Origin of the sequence: Streptomyces sp. Sge12, from assembly GCF_002080455.1 — a bacterium.
Lineage (GTDB): Bacteria > Actinomycetota > Actinomycetes > Streptomycetales > Streptomycetaceae > Streptomyces.
On the sequence record NZ_CP020555.1, the window covers coordinates 4,486,612 to 4,503,994 of the forward strand.

Genomic DNA, 17,383 nt, shown 5'->3' on the forward strand with positions numbered 1-17,383 from the left:
GGCGCCCGAGTACGTCCAGTACACGGGCGCCCCTCCGCCTTGCGATGTACCGCACCGGACGACCCGGGCTGATCCGACAAGATCCGAAAGAGACGTCCTAGTGGCGGAAGAAGATCCGGTCGCCGTACTCCTGCATCACACGGCCGTTCCACTCGTGGCCGCCGTCGACGTTGCCCGAACGCAGCAGCGGGGGCTCCACCCCGCGGGCGACCAGCTCGCCGGCCGCCGTCGCCATGACCGCCTGCATGATCGCGCTGGTCACGACGGTGGAGGCGGGGGCGAAGGGCGCGTCGATGCCGTCGAGGGTCAGCTCGGCGTCGCCGACCGCGATCTTGCTGTCGAGGACGACGTCGCAGTGGTCCTTGAGGAAGGTGCCCGAGACGTGCCGCGACTTCGTCCCGGTCGCGTACGCCACCGAGGTCACCCCGATGACCTTGAGGCCGATGGCGCGGGCGTTCATCGCCATCTCGACGGGCAGCGCGTTGCGCCCGGAGAGGGAGATGATCACGAGGACGTCGCCGGCGGAGGCGGGGCTGCTGTCGAGCACGGCGCCGGCCAGTCCGTCGACCCGTTCCAGGGCGCTGCCGAGGGTCGCGGGCATGACGTCGACGCCGGCGGTGCCGGGGACGGCGAGGAAGTTCATCAGGGCCAGGCCGCCGGCCCGGTAGACCACGTCCTGGGCGGGCAGCGAGGAGTGGCCGGCGCCGAAGGCGAAGAGCCGGTTGCCGGTGGCGACCGCGTCGGCGACGAGGGAGCCGGCCTCCGCGATCCGCGGGGCCTCCTCGTCCCGCACCCGCTCCAGCAGACCGATGGCGGCATCGAAGAACTGACCGGCCAGCTTGCTCTCGCTCATACGCCGATGGCCCTTCCGGGGGTGGGGGAGCGTCCGTGTCCGCCGCTCACCGTGCGGTCTGGACCAAGGGCGTGTCAATACGAACGTCAATCCAGCGCCGAAAGCCCCGGTCGCGCGCCCCGGACATCCCGGGGCGATCTTCGCGGGGGGTGTCCGGGAGATGTCCGGGAGCGGTCTTGACCCACGGCACGGGACGGTTGTCGGCCCGATGCGTCAGAATTGGGGGCAGGGCCAGCGCACGCAATCCGAGGGGCACGAATGTCCGGACTGATCGATACCACGGAGATGTATCTCCGCACCATCCTCGAGCTGGAAGAGGAAGGCGTGGTCCCCATGCGCGCCCGTATCGCCGAGCGGCTCGACCAGAGCGGTCCGACGGTGAGCCAGACGGTGGCGCGCATGGAGCGGGACGGCCTGGTGGCCGTCGCCAGCGACCGGCACCTCGAGCTGACGGAGGAGGGCCGCCGGCTGGCCACGCGCGTCATGCGCAAGCACCGGCTCGCGGAGTGCCTGCTCGTCGATGTCATCGGCCTGGAGTGGGAGCAGGTGCACGCGGAGGCCTGCCGGTGGGAGCACGTGATGAGCGAGGCGGTGGAGCGGCGGGTGCTGGAGCTGCTGCGCCACCCGACCGAGTCGCCGTACGGGAACCCGATCCCGGGGCTGGAGGAGCTGGGTGAGAAGGCCGAGGCGGACCCGTTCCTGGAGGACGGCATGGTCAGTCTGTCCGAGCTCGACCCGGGGACCGAGGGCAAGACCGTCGTCGTCCGGCGGATCGGCGAGCCGATCCAGACGGACGCGCAGTTGATGTATACGCTCCGGCGGGCAGGGGTACAGCCCGGCTCGGTGGTGAGTGTGACCGAGTCGCCCGGAGGTGTTCTGGTCGGCAGCGGCGGTGAGGCTGCCGAGCTGGACGTGGAAGTCGCCTCGCACGTTTTCGTCGCGAAGCGCTGACCCCCTCGGGGCCCGACCCGTACGGATGATCAGCTCTTGGTGTGGTCGGTCCCGGCGCCTTTCGGCGCCGGGACCGGTCCTCCCCTTGTGACCCGGAGCCCCGAGCTCTCAAGGTCGTCCCCTCGGACCGTCTTCCCCGAGCGGCCCGCCTCCCTGTTGAAAGGATCTCCATCGGCAGCGGCGGCCAATCCTTGAGCAAGGTCACTCGAAAGAGCGGTGTTGTGGGCGAGAGACCCGTTTTCGAATGCGGGTTCGATAGTCTGGCGGGGAGCGAAGGGGGTGCATCTGCGGTGGTACAGCGCGTCGATGTGACAGGGGCCGAGGGTGTGCGCCTGGCCGCCTGGGAGTTCCGCGAAGCAGAAGCCGAGCCCGACCCCCGCCCCGGGGTGCTGTTACTGCACGGCCTGATGGGCCGAGCCTTCCACTGGGCCGGCACCGCCCGCTGGCTCCGCGAGCGCCACCGTGTCGTGGCCCTGGACCAGCGCGGACACGGCCAGAGCGGCCGCCCGCCCGCCGACACCCCGACCTCCCTGGGCCGCGAGGCCTTCGTGGCCGACGCCGAGGCCGCCGTCGAGCAGCTCGGTCTCGCCCCCGTCACCCTGATCGGCCACTCCATGGGCGCCCTCACCGCCTGGCAGCTCGCCGCCCGCCGCCCCGATCTGGTCGAAGCCCTCGTCATCTGCGACATGCGCGCCTCCGCCCTCGGCGCGGCCTCCCAGGAGGAATGGGAGGACTGGTTCCACCACTGGCCCCTGCCGTTCCCCACCCAGGACGCGGCCCGCCGCTGGTTCGGCGAGGACGACCCCCGGGTGGAGCGGCCCGATCCCGGCCGCGGCGCCTTCTTCGCCGAGGTCATGCACGAGGCGCCGGACGGCTGGCGCCCGCTCTTCTCCCGCCGCCAGATGCTCACGGCCCGCGAGACCTGGGTCCACGACGCGCACTGGGAGGAGCTGGCCCAGGTCCGCTGCCCGACCCTGGTGGTCCGCGGCCTCGACGGCGAGCTGGGCCGGGCCGAGGCCCAGGAGATGGTCCGCGTCCTCCCGGCCGGCCAGTACGCGGAAATCCCCGACGCCGGCCACTACCTCCACTACGACCAGCCGACGGCCTGGCGCGCCGTCCTGGAACCCTTCCTCGACGGGATCAAGGCCGAAGCGCCCTGACCCGACCTGACCTGACCCGCACCGACCCGGCGCCCCGGGACTGTTGTCCGTACCGCGACAACAGTCCCGGGGCTCCGTGTCAGCGGTCTGTCAGCGGGCTGTTCGGGGCGTGTCAGGGGGCGGCCCCATGGTGACGACGTCGCCAGGCAAGCCCGAGAAACGAGGACCCCGATGAACGCCGTAGCCGCCCTGCAGCTCCTGATCGCCGCCGCCTTCCTGAGCATCCCTCTCGTCCGCAGCCGCTACGGGGCCCGCGCCCAGGCCGCCGTCGAGGCCGAGCTGGGGCGCCAGGGGGTCCGTACGACGGTCATGGCGGAGAATGGCATGCGGCTCGACGCCGGCGGGCACGAGACCTGGGCCCCCGTCGGGATCGCCGTCTCCCTGACCGTGCCCGCCGTGCTCGCGCTCGCCGGGAACTCCTGGGCCGGGACGCTCACCTGGATCGTCCAGCCGCTCGTCATCCTCGTGAACTGCGTGATCCTCTACTCGAACCTGACCGCCGTACCGTCCGTCACCGCCGCCTTCGCCGCGTCGGACGACGCCGAACTCCGGCGCATCGACGTCCGCTCCATGCTCCGCGCCGCCGAAGCGGGCTTCCCCCGCTGGGTCATGCCCTACCTCCAGAACCTCCGCCACGCCGTCGTCTTCACGGGCTCCGCGGCCGCGCTGGTCCTGCTCGCCGCCCACTGACACCGGCGGTCCCGCCCGGCGCCGGACCCACGACAAGGGCCGGCCCCCGCTCCCGAAGGGGAGCGGGGGCCGGCCCGGTCGTGCACGGCCAGTGGCCGGCGGTCAGCCCTTGCTGACCGCCGACAGGATCTCCGGGAGCTTGCGCGCCACCGCCGGGGCCGCGAACCGCAGGCCCGCCCAGGCGGCCAGGGCACCCCAGGCCACGCCCACCGGCAGCACGATCCACGAGATGTCCTGGTGGTCGGCCACATTCAGCCAGATCGTCAGGGCGATCACCGGGGCGGAGATCACCGCCGAGACCAGCAGCCCGCCCAGGATGCCCGCCCAGGCGAGCCCGGCCTGGCCCGGGACGACGTTCTTGAAGGCGCCGTCCGACGGGATGGAGTACGGGAAGTGGGCCGAGGCCAGCGCCCCCGTGCAGAGCATCGAGCCCAGCAGGGCCAGAGCCAGGCCCGTCGCCGCGGGGAAGGTCGACCAGTCGCCGATCACGGCGGCCGTGACCACGGTGACGAGGACCGTGTACGGGACGGTGACCAGGGCCAGTGCGACGGCCCGCGCGCGCAGTTCGACATAGGCGTCGCGCGTCGACGAGATGGTCTGCGCGACCATCCAGAACGCCGAGGTGTCCTGTCCGAACTGGTTGTACATCTGCATGCCGAGCATGCTGGAACCGAAGCAGGCGAGGTAGACGGACCCCGTGCCCTGGAGGGCGTTGAAGACCGGGATGATCATGCCGATCGCCAGTGCGGTCACCCAGGAGGCCTTGGTCTTCGGGTCGCGGACGGCGTAGCGCAGGGTGCGCTGCACGGCCGCACCCGTCCGGCCGTCGGGCAGCAGGGATCCCGGGCCGCCCGCGCCGCGGTCCTTCGTCGGCCGGGCGGCCGCGATGGTCGAGCCGTCCGGGGTGACCATCAGCCGGGTCAGGGTCCGCTCCCAGAACCACAGGAGGGCGGCCACGGCGGCCAGGGTCAGGGCCAGTTGGGCGGCCGCCACCCCGTACGCGCCCTCGCTCACGGAGTCCACCATGCCGACGGCGGTCGCCGGCGGCAGCCAGCGCACCACGGCCTCGACGGGCTCCAGCGCGGTGAGGCCGCCCGCCTGGAACAGGCGCTGACTGGCGAAGTTGACCAGCTGGCCGCCCACGGCGATCAGCAGACCGCTGAGGATGGCCAGGTCACGCCCCTTGCGGCTGCTCAGCAGCCGCACGTTGGCCGTGGCCACCGCCCGTGCGAGGGTCACGCAGCCGAGGACGAGCAGGGGTGCGGCGACCACCGCGGCCACCGCGCCGGCGGCGCCGCGCGCGACGGCCAGTACGGAGCCCACGGCCAGGCACAGCGTGAACAGCGGCCCGATGCCGACCAGCGAGGAGGCGAACAGGGCCCGTACGAGCGCACGGGGCCGCAGCGGCAGCATCACCAGACGGCTCGGGTCGAGCGTCTCGTCCCCGGTGGGGAAGAACAGCGGCATGAAGGCCCAGCCGAGGGCCAGGATCGCGGCCAGCAGGACGACGACGGTGCCCGCGTGGGCGTTGCCGTGCAGCAGGGCCAGGCCGAGCGTCACGAAGAAGCCGACGACGAGGGCGAAGGCGAGCGTCGAGAAGTAGGCGGCCTTGCGCTTCGACGAGCCCTTGAGGCCGTTGCGCAGCAGCGACAGCTTGAGGCGGACGAAGATCCGGGTCAGCGGGACCGCCGCGACGGAAGAGGCACCGGCGCTGCCGGCCCTCGCGGTGCTTCCGGTGCTCCCGGTGGGGGACGTCGTCACGGTGGCGGCCGGACCGGCGGCCGGGTTGGCGGGCGAGGTCATCGCGATCCCGCCCCGGAACCGCCGCCGAGCCACTCCAGCGAGTCCCCGGCCGTGTGCCGCCCCTGCGCGCCGACCAGTTCGAGGAAGGCGGCCTGCAAGGAGGGCGCGGAGCCCCGTACGTCGGCGAGCGGGCCCGCGGCGCGGATCCGTCCGGCGGCCATCACGGCCACCCAGTCGCACAACGACTCGACGAGCTCCATCACGTGGGAGGAGAAGATGACGGTGGCGCCGGAGGCGGTGTAACGCTCCAGCACTCCGCGGATGGTCTGCGCCGACACCGGGTCGACGCCCTCGAACGGCTCGTCCAGGAAGAGCACTTCGGGGTTGTGCAGCAGCGCTGCTGCCAGGCCGATCTTCTTGCGCATGCCGGTCGAGTAGTCCACGACCAGCTTGTGCTGCGAGCCGGCCAGGTCGAGGACCTCCAGCAGCTGCGTCGCCCGCTTGTCGGTCTCCTCGCCCGGCAGTCCGCGCATCCGGCCCATGTAGCCGAGCAGTTCGCGCCCCGACAGCCGCTCGAAGAGCCGCAGCCCCTCGGGCAGCACGCCGATCCGCGCCTTCACCTCGGTCGGGTCCGCCCACACGTCGTGCCCCGCGACGTGGACCCGCCCCATGTCCGGCCGCAGCAGCCCGGTCACCATCGACAGCGTGGTCGTCTTGCCCGCGCCGTTCGGGCCGACCAGGCCGATGAACCGGCCCGCGGGCAGTTCCAGATCGACTCCGGCGACGGCCACCTGGTCGCCGAACCGCTTCCACAGGCCTTCCACCCGCACGGCGGGCGGCGCGGACCGCGCGCCACCCGTTCCGTTCGTCCCACCCGTCGCATCGCCCTGGTCCGGCATGCGCCTGCCTCTCATTACGTCCCCGTTGGTCGTTCCTTCTTCACCATAGGAGGCGGGGGAGAGGCCTGAGCAGTTACGTATGTCATCTGTTTTCGCCCCGGATCTCAGCGCTGAAGGGGCGGGTTGTCACGGGTGCGCCGACGCCGACGCCGGGGTGCCGGCGCCGGTGCCTCAGCCCTGGCGCCGCTTGCGGTCCGCCGCGGCCTCGCTCCCGCAGGCGTACGCGAGCGCGTCGATCAGCTCCTCCGTGTCCGGCAGCCAGCGGTTGGCGGGCGTGGGCCGCCTCGCCCACTGGACCGAGCCGCGCCCGCCGAAGCGGGTGGGCGGCGCCGCCACGTACTCGCCCTCGCCGCGCGCGACCAGGTCGATCGTGGCCGGCGGCCAGCCCAGCTTGCGCACGAGGTCGGGCACCTTCACTCCGGCGCCCGGCAGGACGAAGAACAGCATCCGGTGGTCGGGCGTGAGGGTGACCGGTCCGAGGGTGCGCTCCATCCGCTCCAGCCGGGCCAGCGCGAGGAATCCGGCCGAGTCGGGCACGTCCAGCGCGTCGAAGGTCCGGCCGGTGGGCAGCAGGATCGAGGCCTGCGGGTGCTTCGCCCAGATCCGCCGGACCTGCACCGCGCTGCCGGTGGCCTGCGCCGCCCAGTCCTTCACCGCCGGGTGCGCGCCGGGCGCCGGGCAGTCCGCCGCCCCGCAGGAGCACAACTCGCGGCCGTCTGCGGGCTCCAACCAGGTGCCGGCGAAGACATCCCAGTGCCGTTCTTCCGCGTACCGCACGGCATGGTCCAGCAGCTGCTCGCCGCGCTGCTTGGGGATGGGTGCGGTCTCCGTGACTCCGATGGTCTCTTCCACGCCCATCACAACTGCCCGGGTCACCCGGGGTTACGGGCGTAAACCAAGGGGCGGCCGGAGCATCGATCCTGCATACGGGGCGCACTGATGCACGCGTGGGGGCGCGTAGGAGGCCGGGGCGCCGGAGTTGGGTAGCGACACGACGCAGAGCGGAAGATTCTCCGCACATCAGGCGGGAAGTGATCATTCCAACGGATCACCCGCGGTCAGCAGGGGGTTTTCATGGCAGCCAGGCCTCTCGTCGCCCGCCAGCCGAACGAACGGCTGCAGGCGCTCATCCAGGAAGCCGGGTGCTCCAACGCCGGGCTCGCCCGGCGCGTGAACATGTGCGGGGCCGAGCACGGCCTCGATCTCCGCTACGACAAGACGTCCGTGGCCCGGTGGCTGCGCGGCCAGCAGCCGCGCGGCCGGGCTCCCGGAATCATCGCCGAGGCGCTCGGGCGCAAGCTCGGCCGGACCGTCACCATCGACGAGATCGGCATGGCCAACGGGAAGAACCTCGCCTCCGGGGTCGGCCTGCAGTTCTCCCCGACCGTCGTCGGCGCCATCGAGCAGGTCTGCGAGCTGTGGCGCAGCGACGTCGGCCGCCGCGACTTCCTCGCGGGCTCCAGCGTGGCCGCCTCCGCGCTCGTCGAGCCGAGCCGCGACTGGCTCATCACCGGGGCCGACACCCAGGTCGCCCGCAGCGGCGGCTCGCGCGTCGGCATGCCGGACGTCGAGGCGGTCCGGGCGACCACCGAGGCCCTCAAGGACCTCGACCACCGCTTCGGCAGCGGGCACGTCCGGCCGGTGGTCGTGCACTACCTCAACTCGGTGGTGTCCGGGCTGATCGGCGGCTCGTACCGGGAACCCGTCGGGCGGGCCCTGTTCGCGGCAGTGGCCCGGCTGACCGAGCTCGCCGGGTACATGGCGGTGGACACGGGCCAGCCCGGCCTCGCGCAGCGCTACTACATCCAGGCGCTGCGCCTGGCCCAGGCCGCGGGCGACCGGGCGTACGGGGGCTACGTGCTCGCGGCGTCCATGAGCCACCTCGCGGCCGAACTGGGCAACCCGCGGGAGATCGCGCAGCTGGCACGGGCCGCCCAGGAGGGGACGCGGGGGCAGGTCACGCCGCGGGTCGAGGCCATGTTCTACGCCGCCGAGGCACGCGGGCACGCGCTGCTCGGGGACACCCGGGCGACGGCGGTGCTGTCCGGGCGGGCGGTGAGCGCGCTGGAGCGGGCCGAGCCTGAGTCGGGCGACGACCCGGTGTGGATCCGCCACTTCGACACGGCGTACCTCGCGGACGAGCTGGCGCACTGCCACCGCGACCTGGGGCAGGCGGACGCGGCGGCCCGGCGGGCGGAGGAGGCGCTCCGGGGTCTTCCGGCGGGCAAGGAGCGCCGCCGGGCCATCGGGCTGCTGCTGCTGGCGGCGGCGCAGGTGCAGCAGCGGGAGGTGGAGCAGGCCTGCCAGACGGCGACGAGGGCTGCCGAGCTGCTGGAGGGGCTCCGCTCGAACCGGGGGGTGGAGTACCTGGACGACTTCCGGGCGCGGCTGGATCCGTACCGGGAGGAGGCGGCGGTGCGGGAGTTCGCGGCGCGGCTGGAGGTGACGGCGTAGGTCCGGGCGGCCGGACCGGGTTCGGGGTGCTCTCACGGTGGCGGTGCGTGACGGGGTAGCGTGACCCGACGGTTCCGTAGGGTCGGGCGAGTCGGAGAAGGAGTCCCGGTGACGCAGAGCGGACAAGGGGGCGCCCCCCAGCCGGGTGCCCCGTGGGGTCCGGACGAGGCGTCCGGGTATCCGGCGTACCCGGAGCAGCCGCAGCCGCCGCACCCAGGGGCCGCGTACGGGTACCCGCAGGCCTATCCCGCCCCGGAGGGCGCGCCCGGGCACGTGGTGGGGCCCGGCTACGAGGGTCCGGGGCAGCCGCACGGCTACGGCTACCCGCCGCTGCCCGAGGCGGCGACCCAGTACATCCCGCCGGTGCCCGCGGCTCCCGGGCACGACGAGGGTGCGACGCAGTACATCCCGCCGGTGCCGGCGGCCGCCGCGCACGAGGAGGCGGCGACGCAGTACATCCCGCCGGTGCCGGCCGCTCCCGGGCACGAGGAGGCGGCGACGCAGTACATCCCGCCGGTCCCCGCCGTCGAGGGGTTCGACGGGCTCTTCCGCGGCGACGACGCCGCCGGGCAGACCCAGCACCTGCCGCCCGTGCAGGAGCCCGTGCTGCGGCAGCAGCCGCGGCGGCCCCAGCAGCCCCGCCCGCCGCAGCCGCAACAGCCGCAACAGCCTCAGTACCAGCAGCAGTTCCAGCAGCAGCCGCAGCAGCAGTACGCCCCGCCCCCGCCGCCCCAGGAGCCCGGGCGCCGGGTCTCGCCCGCGATCATCGGCGCGGTGGTCATCGGCCTGGCCGTCGTCGGGCTCGGGGTCGGTTCGCTGCTCGCCGACGGCAAGCCGCAGAACAACGATCCCGGGGCGGTCGCCGCCGCCCCGACCGCGAGCGGCGCCTCCGCGGCCCCCGGTGGCGAGGCTCCCGTGGACCCGGCCCGCCCGCAGGCCGTCCAGCTGGACAAGCTCCTCGCGGACAGCAATGACAGCCGGGCCGCGGTGATCAAGGCCGTGGAGGACATCAAGGGCTGCGCCAATCTCGACCAGGCGGCCGCCGACCTGCGCGACGCGGCCCGTCAGCGCGAGGAGCTCGTCACCCGCCTCCAGGAGCTGAAGCTGGACCGGCTCCCGGACCACGCCAAGCTCTCCGCGTCCCTCACCAAGGCCTGGCAGTCCAGCGCGGACGCCGACGACAGCTACGCGGCCTGGGCCGACGACGTGGACGACGACAAGTGCAAGGACGGCAAGGCCAAGGTCACCAAGAACGCCGCCGACGGCAACAAGTCCAGCGGCGAGGCGACGAAGGCCAAGGAGTCCGCCGCCGCCCTGTGGAACACGATCGCCGGCAAGTACGGCCTGACGAAGCGCGACAAGTCCCAGCTCTGAGGCCGGCGGTGGTGGCCGGGCCGTGCGGCCCGGCCAGGGTCGGGCCCGGTCGGGGCGGCCGGGTCAGGGCGGCCGGGTCAGGGGCGTCCGGGTCAGGGGCGGCCCGGTCAGGCTCGCCCGGCGCCGCTCAGGCCGTGCGCGGGGCCTGCTCCAGGGTCGAGGTCATGTCCAGGGACTGCTCGCCGGGCTGCGCCACGACCCGTCCGGCCTGCACGATCTGGAAGGTGACCTGGCCGTTGACGATGCGGGGGAAGCCGGCGACGGCGCGCATGTCCTGGTAGCGCCAGCTCAGGTCGGGGGTGAGGCCGCCGGTCCTGATCGGCTGTGCCTCGTTCAGCGACCGCTTGACCATGCGGGCGGTGACGGCCTCGTCCTCCTTGAAGCGCTTCAGGATCTCGCCGAGCACGGTGTACGCGATCCAGGTGGTCTGCGCGCCGCTGTCGTCGGGGTCGACGGTGTCGTCGCCGAAGGCGAAGTCGGCGACCACCTTGCGCATCGGCTCCCAGACGGGGTCGGAGGACACCGGGTACCAGCTGGTGAGGTACGCGCCCTCGAAGGGGCTCTCCTTGCCGCCCGTGCGGTCCACCAGGGACTGGCTGACACTGCCCAGCACGGAGGAGATCTGCGGCTTCTTGCGCTGGGTGTCGGTCCGGCGGAAGGCGTCGAAGAAGGTCTCGGTGCGCTCGCCGAGGACCGCGGTGACGCAGCCCTTGTCCTTCTCCTTCTCCTTGCCGCTGCCGCTGGTGTGCGTGAGGGCCTCGCGGGCCTGCTGCCCGAAGTCCGCGGAGTCCTCGGCGGCCCGGATGTCGGCGGCGTCGGCCATCTTGTTGGCCCGCAGTCCGGCGTTGAGCAGGACCGGCAGCGTGTCGCCCGCGATGGTGTCGGGGCGGACCAGCGCGACCTGGTCGCAGGCGCGCCCCAGCTGGTGGCCGGCGCCGGCGATCAGGACGGACTGGCCGCCGTTCACCGGGTAGGACAGCGGCGACTGGAACTCCTCGGAGGAGACTCCGTAGCCGCCGATGAAGGGGATGCCCTCCGCCTCCAGCGGGGCCATGAAGGCGCGCCCGTGCTGGCTGTAGGAGCCGACGACGGCGACGGCCTTCTCGGCGACGGCCTTGCGGGCGCAGTCGGCGGCGCCGGTGGGCGTGTTCTTCTCGTTGCAGGTCAGTACGCGCAGCCTGTACCCATTGATCCCGCCCTTGGAATTCACCCAGCGCTCATAGGCCTTGGCCATGCCGGTCATACCGGGCATGTTGGTTGCTTTGGTGTCTTCCGGGGCGAACGTCATGACGGTGACGGTCTTGCCGGAGCCCCCCGAGCCCCCGGGGAGGGCCCCGCACCCGGCGATGAGACATGCACCCATCACCGTGGCCACGAGGATGCGGGAGGGGGATGCGTCGCGTCGCGAGTCGGTCATGTCCATGCACCATTCCGCCCCGCCGGTAACTGTCGAGTGAGTTGGACACAACATTCGGTGACGCCCAGGTGAATTACGGGGGCGGGCGGTGACGGGCGTTCCGTTCCGTTCCCCCGTGGGCGCTTCAAGATCGCACCGAACGGGAACGTACGATCGAAAGCGTGACATTCGCCCAAGGTTCGAAGAACTCTTCCCGCCGCGGTGGCCGCTCCTCCACCATGGGCGGCATGCCCCTCAATGACATGCCGTGGTGGCGCTGGCGCGGCAACGTGCGCTCGGCGCTGCACATGCTCTCGGATCCGGCCTTCCACGAGGACACCTGGCTGACCGGCGACGAGGCGTACGGGGACGTCACCGACGCCGTGTACCGGCTCGTCGAGGACACCTGGCTCGACAGCTGGTCCGCCGAGAAGTACGTCGGCACGATCTTCCGCGACTCGCAGGAAGCGACCCTCGTCGACCTCGCCGTCCTGCGGGTGCTCCGCATCCTCCACCAGGTCGGGCCCGACGCCCCCGTCTCCGCCTACCTGGAGCACCACGCGTGGCCCGAGGCGGTACGTGCCGCGCGCGAGGCGCACGTACGGCTCGCGGAGGCGGACGGGGACGACCCGGACGTGCGTCCCACCTCGCTCGATGTGTTGAGGATCCTCACCCGCGCGGTGTGAAAGGCTGTGCGGTCATGAGCGACCCGCACAACGAGGCCCAGGCCCAGCCCCAGTACGTCCTGACCATGTCCTGCCCCGACAAGCAGGGCATCGTGCATGCCGTGTCGAGTTACCTGTTCATGACCGGATGCAACATCGTGGACAGCCAGCAGTTCGGAGACCGGGAGACCGGGCTCTTCTTCATGCGGGTGCACTTCGAGGCCGAGCCGCCGGTGACCGTCGAGAAACTGCGCGCCAGCTTCGCCGCGATCGGCGACTCGTTCAAGATGGACTGGCAGATCCACCGCTCCGAGGAGCGCATGCGGATCATCCTCATGGTGTCCAGGTTCGGGCACTGCCTGAACGACCTGCTGTTCCGTTCGCGGATCGGCGCCCTGCCGGTCGAGATCGCGGCCGTGGTCTCCAACCACACCGACTTCGCCGAGCTGGTCGGCTCGTACGACATCCCGTTCGTGCACATCCCGGTGACGAAGGACACGAAGGCGGCGGCGGAGGAGCAGCTGCTGGAGCTCGTGCGCGCCGAGAACGTCGACCTCGTGGTGCTCGCGCGGTACATGCAGGTGCTGTCCGACAAGCTGTGCACGGAGCTCAGCGGGCGGATCATCAACATCCACCACTCGTTCCTGCCGAGCTTCAAGGGCGCGAAGCCGTACCACCAGGCGCACGCGCGCGGCGTGAAGCTGATCGGCGCGACCGCGCACTACGTGACGGCGAACCTCGACGAGGGGCCGATCATCGAGCAGGAGGTCGAGCGGGTCGGGCACGAGGTGACGCCGGACCAGCTGGTGGCGATCGGCCGGGACGTCGAGTGCCAGGCGCTCGCGCGGGCGGTCAAGTGGCACAGCGAGCACCGCGTGCTGCTGAACGGTGCCCGCACGGTGGTCTTCGCGTAGCGAACACTGGCAGCGAGTGCAGCCCCGCCGGCGTTTGAGGCGCGGGGGTCCGGGGAGAGCGCCCCCGGACCCCGCGCCTCAAACGCCGGCGGGGCTGAAGCATGCCGGCGCAGCCGGACGTACTGCCGGGCGCGCCGCAGGCGTTACGCGTCCGGGGCTTCCACGCCGCAGTAGCCCGCGAAGGCCGACAGGATCTCGTCCTCCGAGATGCGGCCGTCCCCGTCGGCGTCCAGGGCCTGCGCCACCTGCGTGGCCAGCTCCGGGGCCGTGCCCAGGACGCGCAGGACCCGGGCCGCGTTCGGCGGGGTCGCCCCCGCGCCGTCCTCGTCGGCCACCGCGATCACGGCCCGCAGGAACGGCCGCGCGATCTCCGCGAACCGCTGTGGATTGTCCCGCAGCCGCTTCGCCGCGCCGGTGATGAACTCCTCGCGGGAGACCCGCTGGTCCCCGTCGACGTCCGCGATGCCCGCCATGCCCTGCCAGAAGGCCTCGGCGCCCGCGAAGACGGCCTGGCCCTTGTCCGACCGGGCGGTGGTACCGAATTCGGCCAGGACGGCCTTCGCGGCAGCGCTGAAGTCCTCCCGGTCGATGTAGCCGGACCCGTCCTGGTCGAAGGTGGCGAATCGGGCGGCGATCTTGCGCTCGTATTCTGCGCTTTCCATGTTCGGCGTTCCGCCTTCACTGTGCAGTGGGGTTCAGATCAAGACAAGGCAGGAGCGTAAGGCCTACGTGGCCAGCGCGTTAAGCGAAGCGGTCAAGGAGGCGTGCGCATCGAACCCGCGCACGGGGAGCGCGGTGGGGCGCGTACACCTGTCCCCATGTGCCCTCGGCCGTACCACCGTTCACACCCTGCCACGCCCCTATCACGCAGGGCGCACTTCCAGGGTGAGGTTCTCCCAAAACAGGCGCGATCCGCCATGTGCCCCGTACATTCGATGCGTCGACACACGGCTGGGGGCATTCATGCCGAAGGACGCACCACCGCGCTGGGACCGCCGCATGCAGCAGCGGCTCGCCCGTGGCGAGGCCGCCGCGCTCGGGGAGCTGTACGACCGCTTCGCCTCGCTCGTGCACAGCCTGGCCCATCGGGTGCTGGGCGACGAGAAGGCGGCGGACCGGATCACCCGCGAGGTGTTCGGCTACATCTGGGAGAACCCGGACGCCTACGACCCCAAGCAGGGCTCCATGCGCTCCTGGGTCGCCCGGATCACCCAGGGCCAGGCCGTCGCCCGGCTGCGCCAGGCCGAACTGGGGCGCGGCTCCCGCGAGGAACTGGAGCAGAAGGTGCGCAGCGCCAACGCGGCCGCCCGCGCCGACTACATCGTCACCTCGATGCCGGCGCCCCTGCGCGCCGCGCTGGAACTCGCGTACTTCAAGCGGCGCGACTACCGGCAGGCCGCCGCCGACCTGCAGATCAGCGAGGACGAGGCGCGGCGCCGGCTGCGGCTCGGGCTGCAGCTGCTGTCGACCGCCAACGCCCTCCCGCAGGAGGAAACCGCCCAGTCCGGATATGGAACCACTCGATGAACGGCCCTGCCCAGTCGCCCGATGACGGATACGAGCGTCCCGGCGGCCAGGCGCGGATACCGGGTCCGCGCGGAGCCGCCGACGATCTCGATCCGGGCCACGCGCCGCAGTCGCTGCCGCTCCCGGGATCGCCGGTGCCGCCGCCCGCGGCACTGCCGGCGCCGGACCGGACGGCGGACTCGACGGGGGACCGCGTGCCGGACCCGGTGCCGGACCCGGTGTCGGACCTCGCGCCTGACGCGGCGATGCCCGAGCCGGTGCTCGATCCGCCACCACCTCCCTCGCACGCCGTGCTGAAGTCCCTGCTCGGGGCATGGGCACTGGCGGCCTGCTCCGCCGAGGAGACCCAGGCGGTCGAGGACCACCTCACCGAGTGCGCGCCCTGCGCGGAGGAGGCGCTGCGGCTGCGCGACGCGGTGGGGCTGCTGCACCCGGAGGAGAACCTCGACCTGAAGCCGCTGCTGCGCTCACGCGTCCTCGAGGACTGCCTGGGCAAGCGGCCGGCCCGCATTCCGGTGCCGGTGTGGGCGAGTCCGTACGACACGGAGACCGCGCGGCTCGATGCGCTGCTGCAGGACTTCGGGGACTCGGAGTGGCACACCCCGGTGCGGCTCAAGTGGTTCGAGGAGGAGCGGCGCAGGTCGCAGCGGACCACGGTGGCAGGGGTCATCGGCCATCTGATGACGGTGGACGGGCTGATCGCCTCCGCGCTGGGGCTGGACGATCCGCTGGGACCGGACGCGCCGAAGGGCGGTCCGACCGTGCGGACGGAACACTTCTGGGGTGCGTCGCCGTACCCGACCACCCGGCAGGTCCGCGACCCGTGGCGGGAGCAGGGCCACACGCTGGTGCGTACGGTCTCCTTCGCCGGCCGGGGAGTCGCCGAGCTGGCCGTGGACTACGGCGGCTTCGCACTGCCGCTCGGGGACGCGTTCCTGGAACGGGCCTTCGAGTGCTGGGTGCACGCGTGGGACATCGCGGAGGCGGTGGACTATCCGTACGAGCCGCCGTCCGGGCCGCACCTGCACGGGATGATCGACCTGGCGGCGCGGCTCCTGCCGGGCGCGCTGGCCCAGCGCAGGCGGGCGGGCCTGGCGGCCCCGGCGCGCGGCCTGGTCGCGGCGGGAGCGCCCGGACGGACCCTGCACCTGGAGATCGAGGGCGCGGGTGGCGGCGGCTGGGACATCGCGCTGGACTCACCGGGAGCGAAACCGTCGCCGGAACGGACGGTCGCGGAGATCGCCCTGGACGGCATCGAGTTCTGCCAGCTGGCCGCGGGCCACATCTCCCCGGAGGAGGCGGCGGTGGGCCAGCACGGGGACCGCGAGGCGATCCGCGACGTCCTGTTCGCGGCGGCGTCGCTGAGCAGGCTCTAGGGGGCGGGTCCGCCGGGGCGGTGGCCAGAGAGGCGCATGGGGGTTTCCTTCCAGGGGCGGGCACGTCGGAGATGCCCGAGCGGGCCGGGCGTGGGCATGCCCCGAGGCGGGCCATCCGGAGCCGCCTGCCGGGTCGGGGGTGCGTCCGATCGCTACGCGCTCCTCACCTCTCAGCGTCTCCAGCCCGTCCTGGGTCGGACATAGGCCGCCCACGGCCTCGGTTCGACGCTCGAGACGCGTCCGGGGCTGGTCAAGGGCTCAGTCGAGGCAGAATTCGTTGCCCTCCGGGTCGGCCATGACGATGATCCCCTCGTCCATGCCGTTGGCCTCGATCCGGTACAGCCGCTTCGCTCCCAGCGCCTCCAGCCGGGTGGCTTCCTCCTCCAGCTTGGCCATCCGCGCGTCGCCCTTCAGGCCGGGTGCTGCGCGGACGTCCAGGTGCAGGCGGTTCTTCGAGGTCTTTCCCTCCGGGACCTGCTGGAAGAAGACCCGCGGCCCCTTGCCGTCCGGATCCGTGATGGCCGACCGGCTGTTGTGCAGTTCGGGAGGCACGCCCCACGCCGTGAGTGCGGTCGGCCAGTCGGGGAACCCTTCGGGCGGCGGCTGGACGCGGTAGCCCAGTGCTTGGGCCCAGAACACCGCCTGCGCACCCGGGTCGGCGCAGTCGTAAGTGACTTGGAATTCCTTGGCCATGATTCCTCCAACCGTCGGTACCTGTCCGTGTCGAGCGTCCCCATCCTCCTCCCGGAGGGGCGGAGTTCAACCCCGTGAGGGGCTGAGTCCTGGGAACATACGGTGCAGTGCCCTCGAAGCCGCATCCGTCCGCCGACTCCCGGAGAGGCCCCACCATCTTGTCCATATGGCCCTCGATCGTTGCCGTGCTCGGTACCCTCGCCGGTGCTCTGGCCGCCGGCTTCCTCCAGCACCGTGCCGCACGCACCGCACGTGCCGAGCTGCGCGCCGACAGCCACCGTCAGGACCAGCTCGGCGCCGTCACCGACTTCGCGGCCGCCCTGGACGCGCACCGCTCGGCGATGTTCCATCGGGAGCGCCTGACCCTGGCCGACGCAGGTGCCGAGCACCGGCTGGAGGCCCAGACGAGGTCCCACGACACCCGAACGGCGATCACCGCGCCCCACATCCGGCTTCAGGTCCTGGTCCCCGAGCTGGCCGGCCCGGCCGAGCAGGCCGCGGAGGCCACCTACGCGCTGCGCAAGGCGGCCGACCGCGCCGAACTGGACGCCCGGCGGCATGCGGCCAAGGAGGCGTCAGCGGCCTTCGTCGCCGCGGCCGCCACATTGCTGAGCCCCGACCACCGTTGAGATTCCGCACGTGGCGGCGGTGATGCTCGATGCCTCCGTCGGCAGGTTGCCCGGTGCGG

At 72.4% G+C, this 17,383-nt stretch carries 17 protein-coding genes; 10 read left to right on the plus strand and 7 right to left on the minus strand.

The genetic code is table 11. The features are described 5' to 3' along the window. Window positions 1–97: 97 nt before the first annotated feature. On the minus strand, window positions 98–853 hold the full coding sequence (locus tag B6R96_RS20130) for an SIS domain-containing protein (protein WP_030390666.1): 756 nt from the start codon (window positions 851–853) through the stop codon (window positions 98–100). A gap of 258 nt (window positions 854–1,111) precedes the next feature. Between B6R96_RS20130 and B6R96_RS20135 the strand changes: the two genes are divergently transcribed. From B6R96_RS20135 to B6R96_RS20145, 3 genes are all read left to right on the plus strand, one after another. Continuing rightward, window positions 1,112–1,804 (plus strand): metal-dependent transcriptional regulator, encoded by a 693-nt coding sequence (locus tag B6R96_RS20135; RefSeq protein WP_030390665.1) that lies wholly within the window; start codon window positions 1,112–1,114, stop codon window positions 1,802–1,804. 290 nt (window positions 1,805–2,094) lie between these two features. Continuing rightward, entirely contained in the window at window positions 2,095–2,964 is an 870-nt protein-coding gene (locus B6R96_RS20140) for an alpha/beta fold hydrolase (RefSeq protein ID WP_030390664.1), read from the plus strand. Window positions 2,965–3,135: 171 nt separating this feature from the next. After that, window positions 3,136–3,654, plus strand: a complete 519-nt coding sequence (locus B6R96_RS20145) for a hypothetical protein (protein ID WP_053173629.1) — start codon at window positions 3,136–3,138, stop codon at window positions 3,652–3,654. Between the two features lie 102 nt (window positions 3,655–3,756). Here the strand turns inward: B6R96_RS20145 and B6R96_RS20150 are convergent, their stop codons facing one another. From B6R96_RS20150 to B6R96_RS20160, 3 genes are all read right to left on the minus strand, one after another. Further along, on the minus strand, window positions 3,757–5,457 hold the full coding sequence (locus B6R96_RS20150; RefSeq protein WP_081525166.1) for a transporter: 1,701 nt from the start codon (window positions 5,455–5,457) through the stop codon (window positions 3,757–3,759). Continuing rightward, complete coding sequence (locus tag B6R96_RS20155; RefSeq protein ID WP_030390661.1) at window positions 5,454–6,296, minus strand: ABC transporter ATP-binding protein; 843 nt, start codon at window positions 6,294–6,296, stop codon at window positions 5,454–5,456. Before B6R96_RS20155 ends, B6R96_RS20150 begins: the two co-directional genes overlap by 4 nt. A gap of 171 nt (window positions 6,297–6,467) precedes the next feature. Next, complete coding sequence (locus B6R96_RS20160; RefSeq protein ID WP_030390660.1) at window positions 6,468–7,148, minus strand: bifunctional DNA primase/polymerase; 681 nt, start codon at window positions 7,146–7,148, stop codon at window positions 6,468–6,470. 222 nt (window positions 7,149–7,370) lie between these two features. On the opposite strand from B6R96_RS20160, the gene B6R96_RS20165 reads away from it, so the two are divergent. Both B6R96_RS20165 and B6R96_RS20170 read left to right on the plus strand, forming a co-directional pair. Beyond that, a complete protein-coding gene (locus tag B6R96_RS20165; RefSeq protein ID WP_030390659.1) occupies window positions 7,371–8,750 on the plus strand; it encodes a hypothetical protein in 1,380 nt (459 codons plus the stop codon). A 108-nt stretch (window positions 8,751–8,858) separates the two neighbouring features. Next, on the plus strand, window positions 8,859–10,124 hold the full coding sequence (locus B6R96_RS20170; RefSeq protein ID WP_159396346.1) for a hypothetical protein: 1,266 nt from the start codon (window positions 8,859–8,861) through the stop codon (window positions 10,122–10,124). A gap of 127 nt (window positions 10,125–10,251) precedes the next feature. On the opposite strand, the gene B6R96_RS20175 is transcribed toward B6R96_RS20170, so the two are convergent. Then, window positions 10,252–11,541: an ABC transporter substrate-binding protein gene (locus B6R96_RS20175; protein WP_081525167.1), complete on the minus strand. Its 1,290-nt coding sequence runs from the start codon at window positions 11,539–11,541 to the stop codon at window positions 10,252–10,254. A 218-nt stretch (window positions 11,542–11,759) separates the two neighbouring features. Here B6R96_RS20175 and B6R96_RS20180 point away from each other — a divergent pair, with 218 nt between their 5' ends. Further along, the gene (locus tag B6R96_RS20180; protein WP_052877084.1) at window positions 11,760–12,206 is read left to right on the plus strand and encodes an SCO4402 family protein; all 447 of its coding nucleotides are present in this window, start codon (window positions 11,760–11,762) and stop codon (window positions 12,204–12,206) included. A 14-nt stretch (window positions 12,207–12,220) separates the two neighbouring features. Further along, window positions 12,221–13,099, plus strand: coding sequence for a formyltetrahydrofolate deformylase (gene purU, locus B6R96_RS20185; protein WP_053704887.1), 879 nt, complete (start codon window positions 12,221–12,223; stop codon window positions 13,097–13,099). Between the two features lie 143 nt (window positions 13,100–13,242). Here purU and B6R96_RS20190 read toward each other — a convergent pair whose 3' ends face one another. Continuing rightward, entirely contained in the window at window positions 13,243–13,761 is a 519-nt protein-coding gene (locus tag B6R96_RS20190; protein ID WP_030390654.1) for an EF-hand domain-containing protein, read from the minus strand. 301 nt (window positions 13,762–14,062) lie between these two features. On the opposite strand from B6R96_RS20190, the gene B6R96_RS20195 reads away from it, so the two are divergent. Beyond that, window positions 14,063–14,626 (plus strand): sigma-70 family RNA polymerase sigma factor, encoded by a 564-nt coding sequence (locus B6R96_RS20195; protein WP_081523132.1) that lies wholly within the window; start codon window positions 14,063–14,065, stop codon window positions 14,624–14,626. Then, complete coding sequence (locus tag B6R96_RS20200) at window positions 14,623–16,002, plus strand: maleylpyruvate isomerase N-terminal domain-containing protein (RefSeq protein ID WP_081523133.1); 1,380 nt, start codon at window positions 14,623–14,625, stop codon at window positions 16,000–16,002. The genes B6R96_RS20195 and B6R96_RS20200 overlap by 4 nt, the downstream gene beginning before the upstream one ends. A gap of 258 nt (window positions 16,003–16,260) precedes the next feature. Here B6R96_RS20200 and B6R96_RS20205 read toward each other — a convergent pair whose 3' ends face one another. After that, complete coding sequence (locus B6R96_RS20205; protein ID WP_053704885.1) at window positions 16,261–16,695, minus strand: VOC family protein; 435 nt, start codon at window positions 16,693–16,695, stop codon at window positions 16,261–16,263. Window positions 16,696–16,880: 185 nt separating this feature from the next. On the opposite strand from B6R96_RS20205, the gene B6R96_RS20210 reads away from it, so the two are divergent. Continuing rightward, the gene (locus tag B6R96_RS20210) at window positions 16,881–17,324 is read left to right on the plus strand and encodes a protein kilB (protein ID WP_237291465.1); all 444 of its coding nucleotides are present in this window, start codon (window positions 16,881–16,883) and stop codon (window positions 17,322–17,324) included. The last annotated feature ends 59 nt before the right edge of the window (window positions 17,325–17,383 follow it).

Excerpts from the sequence above, each read along its gene's own strand:
- B6R96_RS20150 (WP_081525166.1), bottom strand. The coding sequence starts at position 5,457 with ATGACCTCGCCCGCCAACCCGGCCGCCGGTCCGGCCGCCACCGTGACG.
- B6R96_RS20135 (WP_030390665.1), top strand. The coding sequence starts at position 1,112 with ATGTCCGGACTGATCGATACCACGGAGATGTATCTCCGCACCATCCTC.
- B6R96_RS20130 (WP_030390666.1), bottom strand. The coding sequence starts at position 853 with ATGAGCGAGAGCAAGCTGGCCGGTCAGTTCTTCGATGCCGCCATCGGT.
- purU (WP_053704887.1), top strand. The coding sequence starts at position 12,221 with ATGAGCGACCCGCACAACGAGGCCCAGGCCCAGCCCCAGTACGTCCTG.
- B6R96_RS20175 (WP_081525167.1), bottom strand. The coding sequence starts at position 11,541 with ATGACCGACTCGCGACGCGACGCATCCCCCTCCCGCATCCTCGTGGCC.
- B6R96_RS20165 (WP_030390659.1), top strand. The coding sequence starts at position 7,371 with ATGGCAGCCAGGCCTCTCGTCGCCCGCCAGCCGAACGAACGGCTGCAG.
- B6R96_RS20200 (WP_081523133.1), top strand. The coding sequence starts at position 14,623 with ATGAACGGCCCTGCCCAGTCGCCCGATGACGGATACGAGCGTCCCGGC.
- B6R96_RS20205 (WP_053704885.1), bottom strand. The coding sequence starts at position 16,695 with ATGGCCAAGGAATTCCAAGTCACTTACGACTGCGCCGACCCGGGTGCG.
- B6R96_RS20155 (WP_030390661.1), bottom strand. The coding sequence starts at position 6,296 with ATGCCGGACCAGGGCGATGCGACGGGTGGGACGAACGGAACGGGTGGC.
- B6R96_RS20180 (WP_052877084.1), top strand. The coding sequence starts at position 11,760 with ATGGGCGGCATGCCCCTCAATGACATGCCGTGGTGGCGCTGGCGCGGC.
- B6R96_RS20190 (WP_030390654.1), bottom strand. The coding sequence starts at position 13,761 with ATGGAAAGCGCAGAATACGAGCGCAAGATCGCCGCCCGATTCGCCACC.
- B6R96_RS20195 (WP_081523132.1), top strand. The coding sequence starts at position 14,063 with ATGCCGAAGGACGCACCACCGCGCTGGGACCGCCGCATGCAGCAGCGG.
- B6R96_RS20145 (WP_053173629.1), top strand. The coding sequence starts at position 3,136 with ATGAACGCCGTAGCCGCCCTGCAGCTCCTGATCGCCGCCGCCTTCCTG.